Annotated in this window: 19 protein-coding genes, 2 tRNA genes and 3 pseudogenes; 15 read left to right on the top strand and 9 right to left on the bottom strand. The window is 63.1% G+C overall.

What is annotated here, in order from left to right; all coding sequences use genetic code 11:
• Positions 1–414: 414 nt before the first annotated feature.
• The 7 genes and pseudogenes from OL239_RS01185 to rpmH form a co-directional block, all read right to left on the bottom strand.
• Positions 415–1301 (bottom strand): annotated as a pseudogene (locus OL239_RS01185) (ParA family protein).
• 535 nt (positions 1302–1836) lie between these two features.
• Positions 1837–2469 carry a 16S rRNA (guanine(527)-N(7))-methyltransferase RsmG gene (gene rsmG / locus OL239_RS01180; protein WP_268910384.1) on the bottom strand — a complete coding sequence of 211 codons (633 nt, stop codon included), beginning with the start codon at positions 2467–2469 and terminating at the stop codon, positions 1837–1839.
• Between the two features lie 46 nt (positions 2470–2515).
• A complete protein-coding gene (locus tag OL239_RS01175; RefSeq protein ID WP_268910383.1) occupies positions 2516–3088 on the bottom strand; it encodes a Jag family protein in 573 nt (190 codons plus the stop codon).
• A pseudogene (gene yidC / locus OL239_RS01170) lies at positions 3085–4046 on the bottom strand (membrane protein insertase YidC). The gene OL239_RS01175 and the pseudogene yidC overlap by 4 nt, the downstream one beginning before the upstream one ends.
• A gap of 8 nt (positions 4047–4054) precedes the next feature.
• Positions 4055–4425: pseudogene (yidD, locus tag OL239_RS01165) on the bottom strand (membrane protein insertion efficiency factor YidD).
• A 7-nt stretch (positions 4426–4432) separates the two neighbouring features.
• Complete coding sequence (rnpA, locus tag OL239_RS01160) at positions 4433–4801, bottom strand: ribonuclease P protein component (RefSeq protein WP_268910382.1); 369 nt, start codon at positions 4799–4801, stop codon at positions 4433–4435.
• A gap of 62 nt (positions 4802–4863) precedes the next feature.
• Positions 4864–5001, bottom strand: a complete 138-nt coding sequence (gene rpmH, locus OL239_RS01155) for a 50S ribosomal protein L34 (protein ID WP_056010217.1) — start codon at positions 4999–5001, stop codon at positions 4864–4866.
• A 478-nt stretch (positions 5002–5479) separates the two neighbouring features.
• Here rpmH and dnaA point away from each other — a divergent pair, with 478 nt between their 5' ends.
• From dnaA to OL239_RS01095, 12 genes are all read left to right on the top strand, one after another.
• Positions 5480–6898: a chromosomal replication initiator protein DnaA gene (gene dnaA / locus OL239_RS01150; protein WP_268910381.1), complete on the top strand. Its 1419-nt coding sequence runs from the start codon at positions 5480–5482 to the stop codon at positions 6896–6898.
• Between the two features lie 555 nt (positions 6899–7453).
• Positions 7454–8578, top strand: a complete 1125-nt coding sequence (gene dnaN / locus OL239_RS01145; protein WP_268910380.1) for a DNA polymerase III subunit beta — start codon at positions 7454–7456, stop codon at positions 8576–8578.
• Positions 8579–8623: 45 nt separating this feature from the next.
• Entirely contained in the window at positions 8624–9592 is a 969-nt protein-coding gene (gene gnd, locus OL239_RS01140; RefSeq protein ID WP_268910379.1) for a phosphogluconate dehydrogenase (NAD(+)-dependent, decarboxylating), read from the top strand.
• A gap of 105 nt (positions 9593–9697) precedes the next feature.
• On the top strand, positions 9698–10882 hold the full coding sequence (gene recF, locus OL239_RS01135) for a DNA replication/repair protein RecF (protein WP_268910378.1): 1185 nt from the start codon (positions 9698–9700) through the stop codon (positions 10880–10882).
• On the top strand, positions 10866–11468 hold the full coding sequence (locus OL239_RS01130) for a DUF721 domain-containing protein (protein ID WP_442864187.1): 603 nt from the start codon (positions 10866–10868) through the stop codon (positions 11466–11468). The genes recF and OL239_RS01130 overlap by 17 nt, the downstream gene beginning before the upstream one ends.
• Positions 11469–11761: 293 nt before the next feature.
• Entirely contained in the window at positions 11762–13828 is a 2067-nt protein-coding gene (gene gyrB / locus OL239_RS01125) for a DNA topoisomerase (ATP-hydrolyzing) subunit B (protein WP_442864186.1), read from the top strand.
• Between the two features lie 57 nt (positions 13829–13885).
• Positions 13886–16516: a DNA gyrase subunit A gene (gene gyrA / locus OL239_RS01120; protein WP_268910377.1), complete on the top strand. Its 2631-nt coding sequence runs from the start codon at positions 13886–13888 to the stop codon at positions 16514–16516.
• The gene (locus OL239_RS01115; protein ID WP_268910376.1) at positions 16513–17022 is read left to right on the top strand and encodes a DUF3566 domain-containing protein; all 510 of its coding nucleotides are present in this window, start codon (positions 16513–16515) and stop codon (positions 17020–17022) included. Before gyrA ends, OL239_RS01115 begins: the two co-directional genes overlap by 4 nt.
• 153 nt (positions 17023–17175) lie before the next feature.
• Positions 17176–17249, top strand: a tRNA-Ile gene (locus tag OL239_RS01110).
• Between the two features lie 45 nt (positions 17250–17294).
• The gene (locus tag OL239_RS01105; RefSeq protein ID WP_268910375.1) at positions 17295–17414 is read left to right on the top strand and encodes a DLW-39 family protein; all 120 of its coding nucleotides are present in this window, start codon (positions 17295–17297) and stop codon (positions 17412–17414) included.
• Between the two features lie 66 nt (positions 17415–17480).
• Positions 17481–17553 (top strand) — tRNA-Ala (locus OL239_RS01100).
• A gap of 97 nt (positions 17554–17650) precedes the next feature.
• A complete protein-coding gene (locus OL239_RS01095; RefSeq protein ID WP_268911631.1) occupies positions 17651–18562 on the top strand; it encodes a DMT family transporter in 912 nt (303 codons plus the stop codon).
• Between the two features lie 74 nt (positions 18563–18636).
• Here the strand turns inward: OL239_RS01095 and OL239_RS01090 are convergent, their stop codons facing one another.
• Complete coding sequence (locus tag OL239_RS01090; protein WP_268910374.1) at positions 18637–19617, bottom strand: hypothetical protein; 981 nt, start codon at positions 19615–19617, stop codon at positions 18637–18639.
• Between the two features lie 171 nt (positions 19618–19788).
• Here OL239_RS01090 and OL239_RS01085 point away from each other — a divergent pair, with 171 nt between their 5' ends.
• Entirely contained in the window at positions 19789–20331 is a 543-nt protein-coding gene (locus OL239_RS01085; protein WP_268910373.1) for a peptidylprolyl isomerase, read from the top strand.
• 294 nt (positions 20332–20625) lie between these two features.
• Positions 20626–21267 carry a rhomboid family intramembrane serine protease gene (locus OL239_RS01080; RefSeq protein ID WP_329609319.1) on the top strand — a complete coding sequence of 214 codons (642 nt, stop codon included), beginning with the start codon at positions 20626–20628 and terminating at the stop codon, positions 21265–21267.
• 702 nt (positions 21268–21969) lie between these two features.
• Here OL239_RS01080 and OL239_RS01075 read toward each other — a convergent pair.
• Positions 21970–22221: a cell division protein CrgA gene (locus tag OL239_RS01075; protein WP_268910371.1), complete on the bottom strand. Its 252-nt coding sequence runs from the start codon at positions 22219–22221 to the stop codon at positions 21970–21972.
• A 216-nt stretch (positions 22222–22437) separates the two neighbouring features.
• Here OL239_RS01075 and OL239_RS01070 point away from each other — a divergent pair, with 216 nt between their 5' ends.
• The gene (locus OL239_RS01070) at positions 22438–23244 is read left to right on the top strand and encodes a class E sortase (protein WP_268910370.1); all 807 of its coding nucleotides are present in this window, start codon (positions 22438–22440) and stop codon (positions 23242–23244) included.
• Positions 23245–23253 lie beyond the last annotated feature (9 nt).

Below are 23253 nucleotides of genomic sequence, written 5' to 3'. Positions count from 1 at the left end.
AGATGAATTCTCAACGTCTGAATTCCTCGCGTCAAGATTCGGCCCCCGGTCTTCCGCTGGCTCTTCGCTGACGAAGTACCCCCCGCAGAAGGTGCCGGACCCCGAAGCGCGTCCTTATTGATTCCTGAACTGCGGCGTCCGCCGGCAACCGGCCGGGAGGGCGTTACTTCATCGTTTGCGGACGGGAAAAAGACATCCACGGGGCGGCCGGCACGTGCTGGCGCCGGAGTCACCGGCGACGCGTCCTCAGTATCTGCGCTACTGGGGATCAACGCCCCCAGGCCTCTTCCCAAACCACGACGCTTCTCGGTCATGGGTATGTCCTTCCCTTATGCACACAGCAAGCGGCATGGATTGATTCTGACTGTATTCTACGATTCCAAACGACAACTACTGCGGAGGCACGACGGGTATCTATCCGCGTTGCGCTATTTCCGCGGCGGCTTCCAAGTACGAAAGCGCACCGCTGGAGGACGGGTCGTAGGTCATGACCGTTTGCTGATAGCTTGGCGCCTCGGAAATGCGCACGGACCGCGGGACCACCGCTCCAAGGACCTGCTCCGGAAAATGCTCCCGGACCTCCGCGGCAACCTGCGCAGCTAGGTTCGTTCGGCCGTCGTACATGGTCAGCAGAATCGTTGAAACAACCAAGTCCGCATTCAAGTGCTTCTGGATCATCTCGATGTTCTTCAACAGCTGGCTTAGACCCTCCAGTGCGTAGTACTCGCACTGGATTGGGATCAGGACTTCTTTAGCGGCGACGAACGCATTAACGGTCAGCAGCCCAAGGCTGGGAGGGCAGTCGATGAATATGTAGTCCAGGCGTTCTTCGCCTCTGCGTTCCCGTTCCGCGGCATAAGTGTCAATCGCACGGCGGAGCCGCTGTTCCCTGGCTACCAGGGATACCAGCTCGATTTCAGCCCCAGCCAAGTGGATCGTGGCCGGAGCACAGATCAAATTAGAGATATCGGGGCACTGGGCCACCACGTTGCCCAAGGGAAGGTCGTCGATAAGCACGTCGTAGATGCTTTCCACCTCGGCGTGGTGCTCAATTCCAAGCGCGGTGGAAGCATTCCCCTGCGGGTCAATGTCGATCACCAGCACGTTCAGCCCGGCGCTGGCAAGGGCAGCAGCCAGATTGACCGTGGTGGTCGTCTTTCCGACACCACCCTTCTGGTTGCTGACCGTCATGATCCGCGTTTCAGCGGGACGCGGCAGAACTCTGCCCCGGAGTTTCTCGCGGCGGCGGTTCTCGTGCGCAAGTTCCCGGGCGAGGGGGTGCTTTCGTCCATCAAATCCATAACGTCCACCGACTTCGACGGCATAGCCACCGAGCCAGTTCCACCACCTTCAATAGCCTCGGGGCCAGCAGCCGAATCAGCTGCCGTTTGCAGGGTGCCAACGCTGTCTAATGTTTCACGTGAAACAGGTTCCAAGGGTTCAGGCGCTGGTGCCGGTTCAGGGAGCGAAGCCTGGGGAACCACATCCTGCGTTACAGGCGCTGGCGGAGCGGAATACGGCCGAACTTCCTGCGACGATGGAGGATCCGAAACCACGCTCGCGATTTCCTCGGCTCGGGCCTCGGCCTCTGCGGATGCAACAGCCGGCGCATTTTGATTACTGGCAAACATTTGGGGTTGAATCCTGGAGAACTGTGCCGAGAGGGCAGACCCCAGCGCTGCAAAGGGTGGAATCCGTTTTGCAGCGGATTCACGGCGCGCACTCACCTGGACATGCTCACTTTCCAAACATAGGCATCAGTTCATATAGCCTATCCGGTGCCCGGCAATTTTCCCGGATCGCAGCCGGTGTGTGCAGAAGATCATGCCGGGAGGGCTACCCCACCAAAATGCTGACCACCGTCGTATGCTCCTCCAGGACGTCCTCTCCGGCCGTCACAATGGACGTTTCCCGCCCGCCAAGCCTGCGGATGGCTTTGGTGGCCTTCCGGATTTCCTCCTCGGCGCTTCGGCCCTTGATGGCCAGTACCACTCCCCGTCCCTTGAGCAGGGGAATGGTCAGCCGTGCAAGGGAATCCAGGGCAGAGACGGCACGGGCTGTAACGACGTCGGCGTCGACATCCCCGGCCACCTGCTCCGCGCGGCCGCGGAGGACGGTGACGTTTTCGAGTTCCAGATCCGCCACGACCTCGTTGAGCCAGATCACCCGGCGTTCCAGGGGCTCGATCAGCGTCAGCTGAAGATCCGGGCGCGCAATGGCAAGACACAGCCCGGGCAGCCCGGCGCCGCTGCCGACGTCGGCTACTCTGGCGTTCTCTTCAATCAAATCGGCCACGACCGCGCAGTTCAGCACATGCCGGCTCCACAGCCGGGGAACTTCGCGGGGACCGAGCAGTCCGCGCTCCATGCCGGAGGTCGCCAAATGTTCTACATAACGCTCGGCCAGATCCAACCGGGACCCAAAGATCTTTTCCGCCGCCTTGCGTTCTGCGGGCGTTGTTTCAACCACGTGGTGCTTCCTTGTCTGCGGTGCAGTTTTACAGCGGGGAACGGGCCTAGGAGGACGCCAGCGACACCACGATGTGCCGGGCATCCCCTTCGCCCTCGGACTCGCTGAAGAGGCCAAGGTCGGCAACGGCGTCGTGCACTATTTTCCGCTCGTATGCGCTCATCGGCCGCAGCGCAACATTCTGGCCGCTTTCCTTCACCCGGCTGACGGCCTGCTCGGCGATAACCCTGAGTTCGGCGCCGCGTTCCCTGCGGTACCCGGTGATATCCAGGACCAATCGCGAACGGCTGTCAGTGGCCGTCAAAACGGAGAGCCGCGCCAGCTCCTGCAGCGCTTCCAGCACCTCGCCGTCGTCGCCCACGAGGGCACGAAGGTCCGAGCTGCCACTCTCTTCGGCGACGATGGAGATGTAAGTCCGTCCCTGCCGCACCTCAATATCGATATCACCGTCGATATCTGCGATATCCAGCAGTTCCTCCAAATAGTCGGCTGCTACGTCGCCCTCTTCTTCCAGGCGGCCGGGACCGCGCGGCTCTGCTGCTTCCCCGGCCGGGGCCGCCGTTTCTTCGACAGCGTCGGCAGCAGCGTCAGGAGATTCCGCCAGGGGCTCGGATGTCATCGCCTTTTCCTGTTCTTCCGCTGGGGCTGCTGGCGCTGGGTTTTGGTGGCAACCGGCGCCGGCTCGGCCGCCCCGGTCTTTGACTCACCGAGCAGCGGAACCATCGGCTGCCCCTTCTTGGCACGGCGTTCGGCCAGGGCCTTGGCTGCGGGGAGCCCGGCGTAGGCATCCGGCGAATCACGAAGAACTGCTGGCCCATGGTCCACAGGTTGGTGGTCGTCCAGTAGATCAGCACACCAATCGGGAAGTTGATACCGCCAATACCGAAGACCAGCGGCAGGATGTACAGCATCATCTTCTGCTGCCGCATGAACGGGCTCGCGAGGGCTTCCTCGGACATGTTCTTGGACATGATCTGCTTTTGGGTGATGAACTGCGACGCGGTCATCGCAAGGATCATGACGATGGAGAGTATGACGACGGCGAGCTGACCGTCACCGCCGCCTCCGTGCAGCAAGGAAGACGAAAGCGGAGCACCAAGAATAGTCGCCGCGTCAAACTGCTGGATGGCTTCCGCGGACAGCGCGCCAATGTGAATACCTTCGTCACTGGCCCTTGATACGCCGTTCAGAACCTGGAACAGGGCAAAGAAGAACGGCATCTGGATCAGCATCGGCAGGCAGGCCGCAAACGGGTTGGTCCCGTGCTTCTTATAGAGAGCCATCTGCTCCTGCGTCATTGCCTGACGGGACAGCTGGTCGGTCTTGCCCTTGTACTTCTGCTGGAGTTTCTTCAAGTCCGGCTGCAGTGACTGCATACCGCGCTGCGCCTTGATCTGCTTGACGAAGACCGGGATAAGCGCGGCCCGGATCACGATCACGAGGCCGATGATGGAGAGAGTCCAGGTCCAGCCCGAAGCCTCATCCATCCCGAGGAAAACAAACCCCTCGTGGAAGATCCACATGATCCAGGACACTACCCATTTAAAGGGGAACAGTATCGTATCGAAGAAACCCATTTACTCTCCTAAGCCGCTTCGCGGCTGTCTTCGTCGGCTGGAATCACGGGATGATTCAGCACAATAATCCTCGGAACCTTTTCCTGGTCCCAAATCCTGTGTCCGGGCGGGACATGGTCCACGCCGCCGTCGTTCCACGGGTGGCAGCGGACAAGCCGCCGCGCCGCCAGCCAGGTGCCGCGAACGGCCCCGTGAACAGTCACGGCTTCAAGAGCATATGCGGAACAGGAGGGAAAAACCTGCAGACCGGTCCGTACAGAGGCGAAATGGTTTTGCGGTAGGCCATCAGCAGGCCCATGAGAAGGAGGCGCGGGGAATTCCACACGCCGCGGACAATCGCCGGAACAGCCCTTACCGGATCAGTACCGGAACGGCTCATCAGCGGGTCACCCCTTCTGGCTTGGCGTTTGGGTGCGGTTCAGTTTCCCCGCACAGGTGCGCAGCGCACCCAAATAGTCTGTGCGAAGCTCCTGCCAGGATGCACCCGCCGCCGGCGGCAAGGCACGGACAACGATGTCGAACCCGGAGGGGTGCTCACGCAGACTTTGGGCAGCTGCTTCTCTCAGTCTTCTCTTAACGAGGTTGCGTGTCACGGCGTTCCCAACGCTTTTTGCGACGATGAAGCCTACCCGGGTAGGGGCGGGCCCTGTTACCACCGCATATAACACGACGTTCCGGCGTCCACTGCGGACACCGGAACGTACAGTAAAAGAAAAATCCGCCGATGTCCGTATCCGGTTCCCTAGGGCCAGCATTCAGACCACCTGGAATTGGCAACGGAGCTGCCGGTAAGCAGCATCGACAAATTTGAGGCTATTTAAGCCGACAGTTCGGTGCGGCCCTTGGCGCGGCGTGCGGAAAGGATTCCACGGCCTGCACGGGTACGCATGCGAAGGCGGAAGCCGTGCTTCTTGGCACGACGGCGGTTATTCGGCTGAAAAGTCCGCTTGCTCACGGTAGTTACTCCAAGACAATCTGAGTTGCGCTGGCTTGCTGCGACAAGGGGGAAGAACAAGCGGCGCTTATTTCATGTGTTCTGACTGCTCTCAACCCGGACCTGGACCCTGATTCCCAGAACCCTGATGGGCATGAATGAGTGCAGATAGCAGACACAAAGGACTACTCCACGTTAGGGGCAGGACCGCCGCCAGTCAAACCGGGAAGCAGCGGCTGATGGACTGACCCTGTTCATACAAATACATCCACACCTGTGGACAACTATGCTCTGCACCCCCGGGCACCCGGTGGTGTGAGCCCGGTCCCAGCCGCTGTCCACAGCCGGAATCCAGCTACCACCGGGGTAAATCATCCTCTAGGCTTGGCCACGGGCGTTTTATCCACCAGCTGTGCATAACTCTGTGGATGAACCGCCGGAAACCCGCCCGGGCTTCCATGTTTCCTGAGACCGCTATGGGCGATCACGAGAGGTTTTTGTGGGTACGGACGAAATCAACGACGTCGGCAGCTCCTGGCGCAAAGTCATTCGAACCCTGGAAACCGACGACCGTGTCTCTCCGCGGCAGCGCGGCTTTGTAGTTTTGGCCCAGGCGCAGGGCCTCATCGGAACCACGCTCCTTGTGGCCGTTCCGAATGAACTCACCCGCGAAGTCCTGCAGACACAGCTCAAACACATCCTGGACGAGGTTCTCCGCGGAGTTTTCCAGGCCGATATTCAGTGTGCCTTTGTCATCGACGCGGATATGATGCCCGCGGTGACGGCCGTTCCCGAGCCGGAACCGGAACCGCAGGCTCCCAACCCCGTCCCCGGCGGAGAAAGCGCTCCGTCCCCCACCCCGCCGAGCACATCGCAGGAGTTCGGCCGGCTGAACCCGAAGTACGTCTTTGAGACCTTCGTGATCGGTTCTTCCAACAGGTTTGCCCACGCCGCCGCCGTAGCCGTGGCGGAGGCTCCGGCCAAGGCGTACAACCCCCTGTTTATCTACGGAGACTCCGGACTCGGAAAAACCCACCTGCTGCACGCGATCGGCCACTACGCACGTCACCTGTACACAGGTATCCGGGTGCGGTACGTCAATTCCGAGGAGTTCACCAACGACTTCATCAACTCCATCCGGTATGACGAAGGCGCCAGCTTCAAGCAGCTGTACCGCAACGTGGACATCCTGCTCATCGATGACATCCAGTTCCTGGCGAACAAGGACGCAACGCAGGAAGAGTTCTTCCACACCTTTAATGCCCTGCACAACCACAACAAGCAGGTGGTGATCACCTCCGACCTGCCGCCGAAGCAGCTTTCCGGGTTTGAGGAACGCATGCGCTCCCGCTTCGAATGGGGTCTGCTGACCGATGTCCAGCCGCCGGAGCTGGAGACCCGCATCGCGATTCTGCGCAAAAAAGCCATTGGTGACAGCCTCAGTGCCCCCGATGATGTGCTGGAGTACATCGCATCCAAGATTTCCACCAATATCCGGGAACTTGAAGGGGCCCTGATCCGGGTAACGGCATTCGCCAGCCTGAACCGGCAGCAGGTGGACGTGGGCCTTGCCGAAATTGTGCTCAAGGATCTCATTACCGACGACGGTGCCCAGGAGATCACGGCCGCATCCATCCTGGGGCAGACGGCGGCCTACTTCCAGATCAGTCTGGAGGAACTGTGTTCAAAGTCCCGCACCCGCACGCTGGTGACGGCACGGCAGATCGCCATGTATCTGTGCCGCGAGCTCACCGACATGTCACTGCCCAAGATCGGCCAGGAACTGGGTGGACGCGACCACACTACGGTCATTCACGCAGACCGGAAGATCCGCGAGCTGATGGCTGAGCGCCGGGCGATCTACAACCAGGTCACGGAACTCACGAACCGGATCAAGCAGCAGCAGCGCGAGGCATAATCCGCGGAACGGCGCGGATCGGAGGCCCCGAAGGGGCTCGAAATTAACAGATGTGGACAAGGGTGTGGATAACCCGGTGGATAACTGCCCAGATGTCGTGCTTCCCTGTGGATACGCGGAATTCCCCAAAAGTTCCCCACAGCCCGCCAAGTTCGCCGCAGCGCAGACCCACAGGTTATCCACAGCCTTAAAGCGCCGGGGCGCCCCCGTGTACCGGGTTATCCACAGTATCCACAGGAGTTATTAACACTACGAACCTTAAGAATTCGGTTCCACCAAATAACATCTGACCTTTCCGGACCGCCCATCGAGCCCATCCGGAAGGAACATCGGATGTCTTCTGTGAAGCGCACCGCCTGGATCTTCGGACACCGTGCAACAACAGCAGGTCGGAAGCTAAGCTGGCAGAGAGTATTGTTGTCATCCGCGGCTCCATCCCAAGATGGTGTCCCGAATGCGGCGCAGCTGCGGCGCCGCAGTGCCCGCGATGCTCCCTCACTTGTCATGAAAATTCAGTTGTACTGAAAAGTACGTTGTGAAAGGCGGCACCCTGCAGTGAAGTTCAGAGTTGAGCGGGATGTCCTGGCCGAAGCGGTTACATGGACAGCGCGTTCCCTCTCCCCGCGTCCCCCGGTTCCGGTTTTGTCGGGCCTGCTGATCAGGGCGGAGAACGGATCACTGAGCATCGCCAGCTTCGATTACGAGATTTCGGCCCGGCTGCAAATTGCCGCCGAGATCGCTGAAGAGGGCACCATCCTGGTCTCCGGCCGGCTCCTGGCCGAGATTTGCCGCAGCCTTCCCTCCGCACCGGTCGAGGTCGAAACAGACGGATCAAAGGTCACGCTGACCTGCCGCAACAGCCGGTTCAACCTGGCCACCATGCCCGTTGCCGAGTACCCGGAGCTTCCGGCTCTTCCGGAAATCAGCGGCGTCGTCGACGGCGATGCCTTCGCCCAGGCCGTCTCCCAGGTGATCATTGCTGCCAGCAGGGACGACACCCTGCCCATCCTGACCGGCGTGCGCATGGAAATCGAAGACGATCTCATCACTTTCCTCGCCACTGACCGCTACCGGCTGGCCCTGCGGGAGCTTTCCTGGAAGCCGGCGACTCCGGGCATTTCCACCAGCGCACTGGTCAAGGCCAAAACCCTCAACGAGGTCGCCAAGACCCTCGGCGGAAGCGGCGACCTGAACATGGCCTTCTCTGATGACAGCGAACTTATCGGCTTCGAAAGCGGCGGACGGCGCACCACTTCCCTCCTGGTCGACGGTGATTACCCCAAAATCCGGTCTCTGTTCCCCGACAACACACCCATCCACGCCACGGTTGAAACCAGTGCCCTGGTGGAAGCTGTCCGCCGTGTCTCCCTCGTGGCCGAACGGAACACCCCGGTCCGGCTGGCCTTCACCGACGGCCAGGTAACCCTGGACGCCGGAACCGGAGAAGATGCCCAGGCCTCGGAAGCCCTGGAAGCGTCGCTGGTGGGCGATGACATTACGGTTGCTTTCAATCCGCACTATCTCAGCGAGGGCCTGGGCGCCTTCCCCAGCAAGTACGTGCGCTTTTCGTTTACGACACCTCCGAAGCCGGCCGTCATCTCCGCCCAGGAAGAGCTCACCGGCGACGACCGGGAAGACTACCGATATCTGCTGATGCCGGTTCGGCTGCCCAACCAGTAGCAGCGAAGCCGGTCCGGGCAGGGATGCAGGAAAGAGGAACCTGACATGCACATAGGCCTTATCGGACTCGGCAAAATGGGCTTCCACATGCGCGAACGGCTGCGCCGCAACGGAATCGACGTCACCGGGTTCGACCGGAACCCGGTGGTGAGCGACGTGATGTCGCTGACGGAACTGGCCGCGGAACTGCCCTCTCCGCGGGTGGTATGGGTCATGGTTCCTGCCGGCGGCGTCACCGGCGCCGTGATCAGCGAGCTGACCGAAGTGCTCTCCAGCGGTGACCTGGTTATCGAGGGCGGCAATTCCCGGTACGACGCGGACCTCCGCAATGCCGGCAAGCTCGCGGAGGCAGGTATCCGGTACGTCGACTGCGGCGTGTCAGGCGGCGTATGGGGCCAGGACAACGGCTATGCCCTGATGGCCGGCGGCAGCGATGAGGACATCGCGCTGGCGCTGCCTGTCTTTGACGCGCTGCGGCCCGAAGGTGCCCGGGAACGGAGCTTCGTACACGCCGGCAGCGTGGGTGCGGGCCACTACGCCAAAATGATCCACAACGGCATTGAGTACGGCCTTATGCAGGCCTACGCCGAAGGATATGAACTGCTGGCCGCCAAAGACATCATCACCGATGTTCCCGGGGTCATGCATGCCTGGCAGGACGGGACGGTTATTCGTTCCTGGCTGCTGGACCTGGTGGTCAACGCCCTGGAGGGAGATCCCGAGCTGAGCCGGATCGCGGGTTACGCGGAGGATTCCGGTGCCGGGCGGTGGACGGTGGAGGAAGCAGTGGCCCGTGGCATTCCAGCCCCGGCCATTACCGCAGCCCTCTACGCGCGGTTTGCGTCCCGGCAGGATGAATCGCCGGCGATGAAGATGGTGGCCGCGCTGCGGAACCAGTTTGGCGGACACGCAGTAAAGTCCGCCGGCAGCGGGCTGGAGGAAGCGCCCGATCCGGTGGCGGCGGACCGGAGCCTTCCGCCCGCCGTCATCGACGGCGCCGGCAGCCCTGAGTAGGCGCCGGCAGTAGGCTGGAAGACAGCAAGTCCTGCCGGGCATTTCCGGGCAGGAAGCAGAAACGGACCTCAGGGATTTTGGAAGGCAGGGTAAGGGTGGACAGGCTTGTACGTTGATTACCTCTCCCTGACCGGTTTCCGCAGCTATGCACAGCTGGACGTTGAGCTCAAACCCGGTGTGACAGTTTTTGTTGGACCCAACGGAACCGGCAAGACCAATATTGTTGAAGCCATCGGTTATCTGGCGTCCCTTTCCTCCCACCGGGTCAGCACCGACGCCCCCCTTGTTGCTTTTGATGCCGGCCAGGCGCTCATCCGCGCCCGGCTCGCCAGAGGAACCCAACACACCAGCATCGAGCTGGAATTGAACCCCGGGCGGACCAACCGGGCGCGGATCAACCGCGCTAACCCGGTGCGGGCACGGGAAGTCCTCGGCCTGTGCCGAACCGTTCTGTTTGCCCCCGAAGACCTCACCCTGGTGAAAGGCGATCCTGCCGCCCGGCGGAAATTCCTGGATGACCTGATCGTGTCGCTGGTGCCCCGCCATGCGGCCACGCGGAGCGACTACGAGCGGGTTCTCAAACAGCGCAACGCCCTGTTGAAGTCGGCGCGGACCGCGGGACGCTTCACGTCCTCGCACGAAGCAACCCTCGAGGTGTGGGACCAGCACATGGCGGTGGCCGGAGCCCGGCTGCTGGCGGCCCGGCTGCAGGCCCTGCGCCGGCTGCAGCCGCATCTCCAGGGGGCGTACCGGGATCTGACGGACGGAACCAAAGCGGCGCGGGCCGTCTACCGCTCCACCCTTCAGGGCGCGGTGAACGACGACGGCGCCGTCACCGGCGATCCGGACCCAAACGAGCTCTACGAGCTCACCGAAGTGGAACTGACCGAACGGTTCCTGGCCGCCTTTGCCGCCAACCGGCGCCGGGAAATCGAGCGCGGAACGTCACTGGTGGGTCCCCACCGGGACGATCTTGAACTGATTCTGGGCCAGGCGCCGGCCAAGGGATATGCCTCCCACGGCGAAACCTGGTCCTTCGCGCTGGCCCTGCGGCTGGGGACGTACTATCTGCTGCTCAGCGACGACGAAAGCCCGGGGGCCGGACCGATCCTGATCCTTGACGATGTTTTTGCCGAGCTCGATGTGCAGCGCCGCACCCGCCTGGCCGGAATTGTTGCCGGCGCTGAGCAGGTTCTTGTCACCGCGGCCGTCGCCGGAGATATTCCGGATGCCCTGGCGGGCGAAGTGATAACCGTCGTTCCCGGGGGCATCAGTGTTCCCGCCCTCTGACGCCGCAGGCAGCGGGGGAACGGTGCCGGATCCCGGCGCGTCCCTGCCGCCGGCCCGGACCGGAAACCAGGGGGCCGACGAGCCGGAGGCCCGCCAGGATGCGGCACAGGCCCAGCTAAACCGGATGCGCCAGGCGGCCCAGGCACGCGGCAGCCAGCGGATCCCGGCCAGCCGGCGAAAAGCGGGGCACCGCCGGGCTGCGCTGCCCTTCGTACCGGGCGAATACACCGGCCGGGATCCCCAGGGTGTGGGCAAGGTCTTCAACCGGTTTGTCAGCGAACGCGGCTGGAACTCCCCCGTCGCCGTGGGCTCGGTGATTTCCCGCTGGGAAGAACTGGTGGGCGCCGATGTCAGCGCGCACTGCAAGCCCGAGTCCTTTTCGGACACCACCGTTCAGGTCCGCTGTGATTCGACTGCCTGGGCCACACAGCTCCGCCTCCTGAGAAGTTCGCTGATCAGCCGTTTTGACGCTGAACTCGGACCCGGCGTCGTCACGAAAATTGAAGTTATCGGCCCTGCGGCGCCGAACTGGCGCAAGGGCCAGCGGAGCGTTAAGGGACGCGGCCCCCGGGACACCTACGGATAGGCCGCTCCCCTGCATTCCGGCCGCTGCCGCAGGAAGTCTGTGTCCGTTCCCGGGAGGCCGAAGGCTGCCCGGCGGATCGTTGCTCTGTGGCTTTTAGCGGCTCTGGCACCCCTGCGTCCATATCCGGACCTAGAGAAGGGGTGGAAGCGGGCTCAAACCCCGGTTTGATGGCCGCTAAGAGGGTGTTTTGGGACGTAATGCCCCCTGCGGCACGGTAGAATTGGTAGTTGAGACGCCTGTCCTGTGGAGAGGCGTCAATATTTGACCAACACACTGAGGAGTCGACAGCACCTGTGGCTAACGACAATGAGATGGACAACGCTGACGTAACAGCAGATCACTCCAGCGAGCCGGTTGCCGCCACTCCGCACGAGTACGGCGCCAATGAAATCACCGTGCTGGAAGGACTGGAAGCCGTCCGCAAGCGCCCCGGCATGTACATCGGTTCCACCGGCCCCCGCGGGCTGCACCACCTGGTGTACGAAGTGGTGGACAACTCGGTTGATGAGGCGCTGGCCGGCTACTGCGACCGCATCGACATCACGCTCCAGGCCGACGGCGGCGTCCGGGTCAGTGACAACGGCCGCGGCATCCCGGTGGACATGCACCCGACGGAGAACATGCCCACGGTTCAGGTCGTCATGACCATCCTGCACGCGGGCGGCAAGTTCGGCGGCGGCGGCTACGCAGTCTCGGGCGGCCTGCACGGCGTCGGCATTTCGGTGGTCAACGCTCTGTCCTCCCGCGTGGAAACCGAAATCCGGCGGCAGGGATTCGTCTGGCGCCAGAGTTTCGCGGACGGCGGACATCCGGTGGGCGGACTGCGAAAAGGAGATTCCACCGAAGAGACCGGAACCACCCAGACGTTCTATCCGGATCCCGCCATCTTCGAAAGCACGGAGTTCGATTTCGAGACCCTGCGGGCGCGTTTCCAGCAAATGGCCTTCCTGAACAAGGGTCTGCGGATTGTGCTCACCGACGAGCGCACCGTCGAGGAGGAAACCGAGGAGATTGCCGAAACCCCCTCCGAAGACAGCGTGGACACCGGCCCCAAGCACCGCGTGGTGGACTACCTGTACAAGGACGGGCTGCTGGACTACGTCAAGTACCTGAACTCCTCCAAGAAGAACGAATCCATCCACGACGACGTCATCGCCTTCGAAACCGAAGACAATGATAAGAAGATGGCCGTGGAAATGGCCCTGCAGTGGACCACCGCGTACTCGGAAAGCGTCCACACCTACGCCAACACGATCAACACCCACGAGGGCGGCACCCACGAAGAGGGCTTCCGCGCCGCCATGACCTCGCTGATCAACCGGTATGCCCGCGAGAAGAACATCATTAAGGAAAAGGATGACAACCTCACCGGTGATGACATCCGCGAGGGCCTCACCGCCGTCATCTCCGTGAAGCTGGCCGAGCCGCAGTTCGAAGGCCAGACCAAGACCAAGCTGGGCAACTCCGAGGTCAAGGGCTTTGTGCAGCGTGTGGTCACCGACCAGCTCGGCGACTGGCTGGAGCGCAACCCCGGCCCCGCCCGCGACGTCATCCGCAAGTCCATCCAGGCCTCCCAGGCACGCCTCGCGGCCCGCAAGGCCCGTGAGTCCACCCGCCGCAAGGGGCTGCTGGAATCGGGCGGCATGCCCGGCAAGCTCAAGGACTGCTCCTCGAAGGACCCGTCCAAGTCGGAAATCTACATCGTGGAGGGTGACTCCGCCGGCGGCTCCGCCGTCCGTGGACGCAACCCGGAGACGCAGGCCATTCTGCCGCTGCGCGGCAAGATCCTGAACGTGGAGCGTGCCCGCCTGGACCGGGCGCTGGGTAACGCCGAAGTCCAGTCCATGATCACCGCCTTCGGCGCGGGTATTGGTGAGGACTTCGACGTGGAGAAGGCCCGCTATCACAAGATCGTGCTGATGGCCGATGCCGACGTCGACGGCCAGCACATCACCACGCTGCTGCTGACGCTGCTCTTCCGCTACATGCGTCCGCTGATTGAAAGCGGTTTTGTGTACCTGGCGCAGCCGCCGCTGTACCGGATCAAATGGTCCAACCACGCCCATGACTACGTCTACAGCGACCGCGAACGCGACGAAGTGGTGGCCCGCGGGCTGGCGAACAACCAGCGGCTGCCCAAGGACAACGGCATCCAGCGCTACAAGGGCCTGGGCGAAATGGACTACACCGAGCTCTGGGACACCACCATGGACCCCGACCACCGCACCCTGCTGCAGGTCACCATGGACGACGCCGCCGCCGTCGACCAGATCTTCTCCGTCCTGATGGGCGAGGACGTGGAATCCCGGCGCAACTTCATCCAGCAGAATGCCAAGGATGTGCGCTTCCTGGACATCTAGGACCATGTGTCCCCTGCGCCCGCGGATTTACAGAGCTTTTGAAGAACGGAACAACCAATGAGTGAAGAGACCCTCTCAGACCGGGTTGAACAGATCGACCTGCAGACTGAAATGCAGCGGTCCTACCTGGACTACGCCATGGCGGTCATTGTCGGGCGTGCCCTCCCGGACGTGCGCGACGGACTGAAACCGGTGCACCGCCGCGTCCTGTACGCAATGTTCGACGGCGGCTACCGCCCCGAGCGTTCGTTCAACAAGTGCGCCCGCGTGGTCGGCGAAGTCATGGGCCAGTACCACCCGCACGGCGACTCGGCGATCTATGACGCGCTGGTACGCCTGATCCAGGACTGGACCATGCGCTACCCGCTGGCCCTGGGCCAGGGCAACTTCGGTTCACCGGGTAACGACGGCGCTGCGGCACCCCGGTACACCGAAACCAAGATGGCGCAGCTGGCCATGGAAATGGTCCGGGACATCGATGAGGAAACGGTCGATTTCCAGGACAACTATGACGGCAAGAACCAGGAGCCGACGATCCTGCCGTCGCGCTTCCCGAACCTGCTGGTCAACGGCTCCTCCGGCATCGCCGTGGGTATGGCGACCAACATTCCGCCGCACAACCTGCGTGAAGTCGCTGACGGCGTCCAGTGGTACCTGGAAAACCCGGAAGCCCCCAACGATGTGCTGCTCGAGGAACTGATCCGCCGCATCAAGGGACCGGATTTCCCCACCGGAGCGCAGATCCTGGGCCACAAGGGCATTGAGGACGCGTACCGCACGGGCCGCGGGTCCATCACCATGCGCGCCGTGGTCAACGTCGAGGAGCTCCAGGGCCGCACCTGCCTGGTGGTCACGGAACTGCCCTACCAGGCCAACCCCGACAACCTTGCCATCAAGATCGCCGAACTGGTCAAGGACGGCAAAGTCACCGGCATCGCCGACATGCGCGATGAAACCTCCGGCCGCACCGGCCAGCGCCTCGTGATCGTGCTCAAGCGCGACGCCGTGCCCAAGGTTGTCCTGAACAACCTCTACAAGCACACCCAGCTGCAGGAGAACTTCGGCGCCAACATGCTGGCGATCGTGGACGGGGTGCCGCGCACCCTGAGCCTGGATGCGTTCATCCGCCACTGGGTCACCCACCAGCTCGAAGTCATCGTCCGGCGCACCCGCTACCGGCTGCGCAAGGCCGAAGAGGTGGCCCACATCCTGCTGGGCCTGCTCAAGGCCCTGGATGCCCTCGATGATGTCATTGCCCTGATCCGCCGCTCCACAACCGTCGAAGAGGCCCGTAACGGTCTGATGGGCCTGCTGGAGATCGACGAACTGCAGGCCCAGGCCATCCTGGACATGCAGCTGCGCCGTCTGGCGGCCCTGGAACGGCAGAAAATCCAGGACCAGTACGCGAAGCTGCAGCTCGAGATTGCCGAATACAACGACATCCTCGCCTCCGAAGAGCGGCAGCGCCGGATCGTCAGCGAGGAGCTGCGCGAAATCACCGACAAGTACGGTGACGACCGCCGCACCCACATCCTCATGGGCTACGACGGTGACATGTCCATGGAGGACCTCATTCCCGAAGAAGAAATGGTGGTCACCATCACCCGCGGCGGCTACGTCAAGCGCACCCGCAGCGACAACTACCGCCAGCAGGCCCGCGGCGGCAAGGGCATCAAGGGTGCGCAGCTGCGCGGTGACGACGTCGTCGAGCACTTCTTCGTGACCACCACGCACCACTGGCTGCTGTTCTTCACCAACCTGGGCCGGGTCTACCGTGCCAAGGCCTACGAGCTGGCTGAAGCCGGCCGTGACGCGAAGGGCCAGCATGTAGCCAACCTGCTGGCTTTCCAGCCGGACGAGCACATTGCCCAGGTGCTGGACCTGCCCGGCTACGACGCAGCCCCGTACCTGGTGCTCGCCACCAAGCGCGGGCTGGTGAAGAAAACGCGGTTGGAGGACTATGACACGAACCGTTCCGCGGGCGTCATCGCCATCAACCTGCGCGACGGCGACGAACTGGTGTCCGCCCAGCTGGTCTCCGAAACGGATGACCTGATGCTGGTCTCGCGGAAGGGCCAGTCACTGCGCTTCACGGCCGCCGACGACGCCCTGCGCCCCATGGGCCGCGCCACGTCCGGCGTCACCGGTATGAAGTTCCGTGAGGACGATGAACTGCTGGCCGCCGACGTCGTCACGGATGAGTCCTACGTGTTCATCGTCACCGAGGGCGGCTATGCCAAGCGCACCGCGGTGGACGAATACCGCGTTCAGGGCCGCGGCGGCCTGGGCATCAAGGTCGCCAAGTACGCCGAGGACCGGGGGCATCTGGTGGGAGCCATGATCGTCCAGGAGGAGGACGAAGTCCTCGTGGTCATGCAGGGCGGCAAGGTGGTGCGTTCATCTGTTGCGGGCGTTCCCGCCAAGGGCCGCGACACGATGGGGGTCATCTTCGCCAAACCGGACAAGAACGACCGCATCATTGCGGTTGCGCGCAACTCCGAGCGCGATCTGGGCATCGAAGAAGCCGACGACGAAACCGTTTCCGGGGACGGCGTTTCCGGTGCCGGTAACACAGCGCCGCAGACCGCAGAAGAGTCTGTAGGCACGGATGCCGATGAAGTACCGTTGGCTACAGACGAAACGGCGGCGCCGGATGCGCGGCCAGCAGAAGATGGAGGTAGCGAGTGAGCTCGACCAACTCAAATCCCAGGTCGACGTCGGGCGCGGGCCCGCGGGTAAAGACACCCGCACGCCCTGCCCAGCGCCCCGGGGGTGGTCAGAGCGCTCCGGCCAACCGCCAGCCGCTCGTCAAACCCGCACCGAAGGCCAAAGCCCGCAAGGCACGCCTCCTGGTGAGCAAGATCGATCCCTGGTCGGTCCTGAAAATGTCGTTCCTCCTGTCTGTGGCCCTGGGAGTGGTCACAGTGGTGGCAGCCATCGTGCTGTGGACAGTCCTGGACCTCACCAACATCTTTGACCGGGTGAACACGCTCCTCGGCGACATTGCCGGCACCGAATCCGGCGGCTGGGACATCCGTGAACTCCTGTCCCTGGGACAGGTGGTCTCCTTCGCCACCATCATCGCCGTCGTCAACGTCCTGCTCCTGACGGCGCTGTCCATGCTCGCATCGGTGCTGTACAACATTGCCTCCACCCTGGTGGGCGGCATTGGTGTCACGCTGACGGACGACTAAGCAGCGGAAAAAGCGCCAAAAGATTCCGTATTTTGTGCCCGCCCGGCCCGCGAAACGAGCCGGACGGGCACAAAAATGGGAACAGCACCGGATCCCGATTTGGGTTCACGGCAGAGGTGGGGTAAAGTTTTATCTCGGCCCGAGAAGGTATCGGGGCGCATAGCTCAGGCGGTTAGAGCGCTTCGCTGATAACGAAGAGGTCCCAGGTTCAAGTCCTGGTGCGCCCACGGAACACTACCGCAAGGTAATGGACCACTAGGCAAGGAGGCACTGTGAAGAAGTTGCTGGCAGTAGCTGCAGCCGCGGCAGCAGGAATCCTTGCAGTAAAAAAATGGCAGGAAACTGCCGCGGAGAAATCCGTATGGAAGTCGGCAACCGACAAGGTCGAGTGATTTCCGCACTGAACGAATCGGTTCCACCGCAGGTCAGGGTGGGGTATACTGGATGAGTTCACATTCGGGGGCATGGCGCAATTGGTAGCGCACCTGCTTTGCAAGCAGGGGGTTCGGGGTTCGAGTCCCCGTGCCTCCACCGAAAGAAAGCTCCGGCCAACGGCCGGAGCTTTCTGCGTTTAATGCGGAAGCCGCCGATGTCCAAACGGCTGCCTCCGGTCACCTATTGTTGCTCTGTGACCGTTTTCCTCGCCGTGATCGGCGTCCTCGGAGTATCAGCCTCCGGCCCCATCATGGCAGCAACCGCCGCTCCCGCCCTCGCGATCGCTTTTTGGCGAAATGCCCTCGGAGCAGTGGTGATGGGCGCACCCGCCGCACTGCGCAGTCCCCGCGCCTTCTCCCGCCTGACCCGCACCGAAACTAAGTGGACGGCCCTGGCGGCCGTTGCCCTCGCCCTCCACTTCGCCTGCTTCATCACCGCGCTCCAGCTCACTTCGGTCGCGGCAGCAACAGCCCTGGTCTGCCTGCAGGCAGGCTGGATCGCACTGTTCAACCTCGCCCGCGGCATCCCGGTGGCCCCGCGGGTCCTGGCCGGACTGGGAGCCGCCCTTGCCGGCGTCGTGGTCATCACCGGCTTTGACCTGGCCCTTTCCCGCGACGCCCTGATTGGCGACCTGCTCGCCGTCGCAGGCGGGGCGCTGGCCGGGCTGTACACGATCGCCGGCGGCAAGGCCCGGGCCACAATGAGCACGGGAACCTACACGTCGCTGTGCTACGGTCTGTGCGCCCTCCTGCTACTGGCAATGTGCCTGGCGTTCAGACAGCCGCTGGTGTCCTTCGAACCGGCTGCCTGGGCCGGAATCCTGGCCGTGACCGTGGTGGCCCAACTTCTGGGGCACAGCGTGTTCAACCACCTGCTGGCAGTCATTTCCCCGCTGGTGGTGTCCATGATCATCCTGCTGGAAATCCCCGGCGCTGCAATCCTTGCCGCGGTGTTCCTAGGCGAACAGCTGCCGGCGGGAACCTACGGCGGCCTGGCGCTTATCCTTGCCGGTCTGGCCGTCGTGGTTGCCGGACAGGGGCGGCGGCCGCGCTCCCGGGCGCTTCCGCCGGCTCCACCGGCCCTGGGCGGAGACATCGTGGACTAAACCGCCACACGTAAAGGAGGGCTTCCGCCGAAGCGGAAGCCCTCCTTTACGGAACGGGGTACGTGGCGCCGTTTTTACTCGGCGGTCTTCTCCGTGGACTTATCGGCATGGGCACCGGAGGTCTTGGCAGCGTCAGCAGCCTTCGAAGCCGCTTCCTTACTGTGCTTGGCGGCCTCGGTGACCTTCTCGCCGCTGCGGGCAGCTGCGCGCTCCGCAGCCTCCTTGATGCTGGCAACGGTCTCCTTGGTTTCCTGTACGGATTCCTTGCCGTTGGATGCAGCCTTGGACGCGGAGCTGTCAGCGGGGCGGGGAGCACCCGGGGCCGGAGCCTCCGGTGCGGGAGCCGCAGGAGCAGCAGGAGCAGCAGCGGTCGGTGCGGGGGCGGGGGCGGCGGGCTTGGGTTCGGGAACCTTGATGGTCTCGGGCTTGGCCGGTGCCGGCGTCTTCCACGGATCCTCCACCGGGCGCGAAGCACGCCAGGCAGCGACACCGGCGGTGACGGCCGCGGCGAGAATGCCGAAGATCAGCCAGCGCTTGCCGCTCCTGCGGTTCCTGCCGGCAGCCTTGGCGGCCTGGGCAGCAGCCTTCCGGGCCTTCTTGAGTGCCTTTTTGTTGCCGGTGGCCTTGGCCACCGCGGTCTGCACCGGAACCGAGGCGGCACCCAGGCTGCGGGTTACGGTAGCCGAGGCGTCACCAATCCGTGTGGAGAGACCGGGGATGTAGTCGTCAACTACCTTGTCCCGTGCGCCGGTCAGAACCGGAGTGGCACGGTCCAGGGTGTGCTGGATGCGCGGTGTGGCTTCATCCACGGCACTGCTGATCTTCGGTCCGACCTTCTGCAGGCCTTCCTGAATGCGGGGGGTGACCGTTGCTACTCCGGCGGCAACGCCGTCGCCGGCGCGCTTGAGGCCTTCCTGGATCTTGGGCGAAGCGGTTTCGATCCCCTTTTCGATGCGGGGCACTGCCCAGTCACGTGCAGCTTCCACCTTGGGTGCAGCCCAGTCACGTGCGGTCTCTACGCCTGCAGTGACATTGGCTTCAAAGTCACGGGCCATGCGGTCCTTCTTCTTCAAAACTACCTCCCGGGATAGTGACGGTTCACCCTTACCCTACGTTGCCGGGACAGGTGCATGCTATTGATGGGCCGGGCGGGGCGGACTTTTCACTGTGCGCTGAACCGGGCGATTTCCGCCCGCGGGCGGCGCTGCCGTGGAAGAATGAAGGATATGACTGCTATTCCTACCGCAATTGCAACCATCCACACGTCCCTTGGCGACATCAAGGTCAACCTCTTCGGCAACCACGCGCCGAAGACGGTCAAGAACTTTGTTGGCCTGGCCACCGGTGAGATCGAGTGGACCGATCCGGCAACCGGCGAGAAGACCAGCCGCCCGCTGTACGACGGCACCATCTTCCACCGGATCATCAAGGACTTCATGATCCAGGGCGGAGATCCCCTGGGCCGCGGCACCGGCGGACCGGGTTACCAGTTTGACGACGAGATCAACCCCGATCTGGATTTTTCCACCCCGTACAAGCTGGCCATGGCCAATGCCGGCATCCAGATGGGCCGCGGCACCAACGGATCACAGTTCTTCATCACCTCGGTGCCCACCACCTGGCTGCAGGGCAAGCACACCATCTTCGGTGAAGTCGCCGACGACGAGTCACGCGCCCTGGTCGACCAGCTCAACGCCGTCGCCACCGATATGCGCGATAAGCCGGCCGAAGACGTTGTTATCAAGAACATCTCCGTCGAGCAGCTCTAGCCCCTCCACGGATGCCCCGGCCGGAGTCTTCGGCCGGGGCCTTTCGTCCATCTGGCCCTATTTCTCTTTGGGAGTACCGCAATGTCGTATGGAGTGCCTGCTGAAACACCGGCCTCACAGGTTCCGGTCTGCCCGCGGCACCCGGACCGGGTAAGTTACATCCGCTGCCAGCGCTGCGGCCGGGCGGCGTGTCCGGAGTGCCAGCATGCAGCGCCGGTGGGTGTTCAGTGTGTTGACTGCTTCCGTGAAAGCCGCCGGCAGGCGCCGGAATACCGGACCCCGTACGGCGGAAAGGTGTCACAGGGCAAACCGGTCGTCACCATCACGCTGATGATCCTCTGTGCGGCGTTTTTCGTCATCCAGTTCCTCTATCCGCCCTTCACCTCCCAGCTTTGGTACGCGCCCGTCCTCACCGGCGTCGAGCCGTGGCGAATGCTGTCCTCCGCCTTCCTCCATTCCCCGGGAGGAATACTTCATATTGTGTTCAACCTCTATGCCCTGTGGTTCCTGGGGCAGGGGCTGGAGCCGCAGCTGGGACGGCTGCGTTTCGCGCTGCTCTACCTCATCTCGGCGCTCGGAGGGTCAGTGGGAGTTCTGGCGCTCAGCCCGCTGTTGCAGGCGGTGGTGGGGGCGTCCGGGGCCATCTTTGGCCTGTTCGGCGCCCTGCTGGTGGTGCTGCTGCAGCGGCGTGCCAGCGTAAGGTCAGTGCTGATCCTGCTGGCCGCCAACTTTGCCCTGGGGTTCTTTGTTCCCAACATTGCCTGGCAGGCGCACCTGGGCGGGCTCCTGACCGGCGCGGCCTGTGCCGCGGTCCTGGTGTACGCGCCCAAGGGCAAGAACCGGTCCCTCGTGCAGTTCGGCGGACTCGCCGCGGTGGCCGCGGTTCTGTGCGTCCTGACGGCTGTCCTGGCTGGGTCCAAGGGCCTGCTCTTCTAGAGCTGCGCATCCCCTGCGCCACACTCGCGCCACTGGAGTGAGGACGGGGGGCAAGCACGGCACCCGGGCTGCTGGGGCAGGCGAGCCGGGCACCGCCGGGAAGTTAGTCCACAGCCGCCCTGATCTTTTCCACAGGGATACCCACAGTGTTAATAACTCGTTGGTGCCCGGCCTCCGTAGACAGCGCCAGCCTGGACTCCAGTCCGTGGAAATCCGTGCCGATTAAGGCGTTAGCCCGTCAAAAGCCCGTGTACCGCCGCGGTCCGCACAGGCATGGTACATGCCTCGTCGGGATCTGACCGCTGCGAAGCGCCAAAGTTATCCACAGGCTGTAACGGCCGCTGTGAACAGGTTATCCAGAGGTAAAACTGAGTTACACACATGTAATTCCACAGTTGTGGATAACTTCTCCGCCCGTCATGGCGGTGATGTGGGCCGCGCCGCAGGAAAAGTTACACACACCTGTGGATAACTCTGTGCACAGAGTGTGCACAAAGGTTCTGCACAGGGCAGATCCGGCAAAACCCCGCCGGCCGGGGTTTTCCGGCCTGGACCGGGCGCTGTGCCGTCGAGGTTATCGTTTTGGGCAGGCGAAGGCCGCCCGCGGGGAAGCGGGCTGGGTACGGGGTGGCTCGAGGCTGTGCCGCAGGTGTTGTGCTGTGTTGTGCGGTGGCTGCGGCAGGTGCTGTGCGGAGGGCGGTTCTAGCGCCAGCGGGTGGTCATGAGGAATCCGACAATGGCGATGCCAAAGCCCACCAGGATGTTTCCGGCGCCAAGCGCGGGAATCGGGAACCGGCTCTCCGAAATATAGAACACGATGATCCACAGCAGGCCAATGATCATCAGGCCGAACATCACCGGTTTGTACCACGCCGGATTGGGCTTGGGTGTGGAAGTTGTCTTTGCGGCGGGTGCTGCCGGTGCGGACTTCTTGCGGGACTTCGACTCGGGCACGGATCCTCCTGGCGGAACCGGCTCTATGGACGCCGGTGTATACGGTCATGGCGGGGCTCCGGGTGCAGTGCTGCCGCAGCCTGGTGCTGTCCGGCTGTATCCTGACTGGGGGCTGCCACCGCACCTGGGTGTTTTCCTTAGTACTCATCGTAGCGAATACCGGCCCCCATCCGTGCCGCCGCACGACAGTCCGGTTCCAAAGGAAAAGGGGAAACCATGGCGGCCACCAGCAGGGCAGCGCACGCGCACAGGAAAGTCCGTACGCCCGGCGGCCGGCGGCGCCGGCGCAGCCCGGGGCAACTAATTGTCCAAGCGGCCGGTGAACTGCTGATTACCCTGGGGCTGCTGCTGGTGCTGTATGTCGCGTGGGAACTCTGGTGGACCAATATCGACGCCAACAATAAGCAGGAGCAGGCCGTGGGCAATCTGTTCTCCGAATTTGACGGTCCCGTGGCACCGGCGCCGGAGGCTGCCGATTCCGCCCCCGACTACGGCGATCCGGTGGTGCTGCCGGCCATTCAGCAGGAGGGCCGAACCTTTGCGGTGGTCTATATTCCCCGTTTCGGGGAAACCTATTCCCGGCCGGTAACCAGCGGCGTGGGGACGGCCGTGCTGGATTCACTCGGCCTGGGACACTATCCCTCCACCGCGATGCCCGGAGAAATCGGAAACTTTGCTCTGGCGGGGCACAGGCAGACCCATGGGCAGGTCTTGGACGCCATTCATACCCTTGTGCCGGGGGATAAAATCTATGTGCAGACCAAGGACGGCTATTACACCTATGTCTACCGTAACAACCAGATTGTGCTGCCGGACCGGGTGGATGTGATTGCTCCGGTGCCCACGCAACCCGGGGCAGTTCCGACCGAACGTTTTCTGACGCTGACGAGCTGCAACCCCCGCTTTGGAGCGGAGGAGCGCATCATCGCCTACGCGGCTATGGACGCCTGGCAGCCGCTGTCCGCCGGACCGCCCGCCGAGATCGCTGCCCAAGTAGCCCACAATGCGGAAGGAGCGAAGTAGAATGTACGC

This window comes from Arthrobacter sp. ATA002 (assembly GCF_026898095.1).
In the GTDB taxonomy this organism is placed as follows: Bacteria; Actinomycetota; Actinomycetes; order Actinomycetales; family Micrococcaceae; genus Arthrobacter_B.
This window is presented reverse-complemented; position numbering and strand designations above follow the sequence as displayed.

Coding starts and splice junctions, on each gene's coding strand:
- OL239_RS01070 (WP_268910370.1), top strand. CDS start 22,438: ATGGCGGCCACCAGCAGGGCAGCGCACGCGCACAGGAAAGTCCGTACG.
- gnd (WP_268910379.1), top strand. CDS start 8,624: ATGCACATAGGCCTTATCGGACTCGGCAAAATGGGCTTCCACATGCGC.
- gyrA (WP_268910377.1), top strand. CDS start 13,886: ATGAGTGAAGAGACCCTCTCAGACCGGGTTGAACAGATCGACCTGCAG.
- OL239_RS01175 (WP_268910383.1), bottom strand. CDS start 3,088: ATGACATCCGAGCCCCTGGCGGAATCTCCTGACGCTGCTGCCGACGCT.
- OL239_RS01085 (WP_268910373.1), top strand. CDS start 19,789: ATGACTGCTATTCCTACCGCAATTGCAACCATCCACACGTCCCTTGGC.
- OL239_RS01090 (WP_268910374.1), bottom strand. CDS start 19,617: ATGGCCCGTGACTTTGAAGCCAATGTCACTGCAGGCGTAGAGACCGCA.
- rnpA (WP_268910382.1), bottom strand. CDS start 4,801: ATGCTGGCCCTAGGGAACCGGATACGGACATCGGCGGATTTTTCTTTT.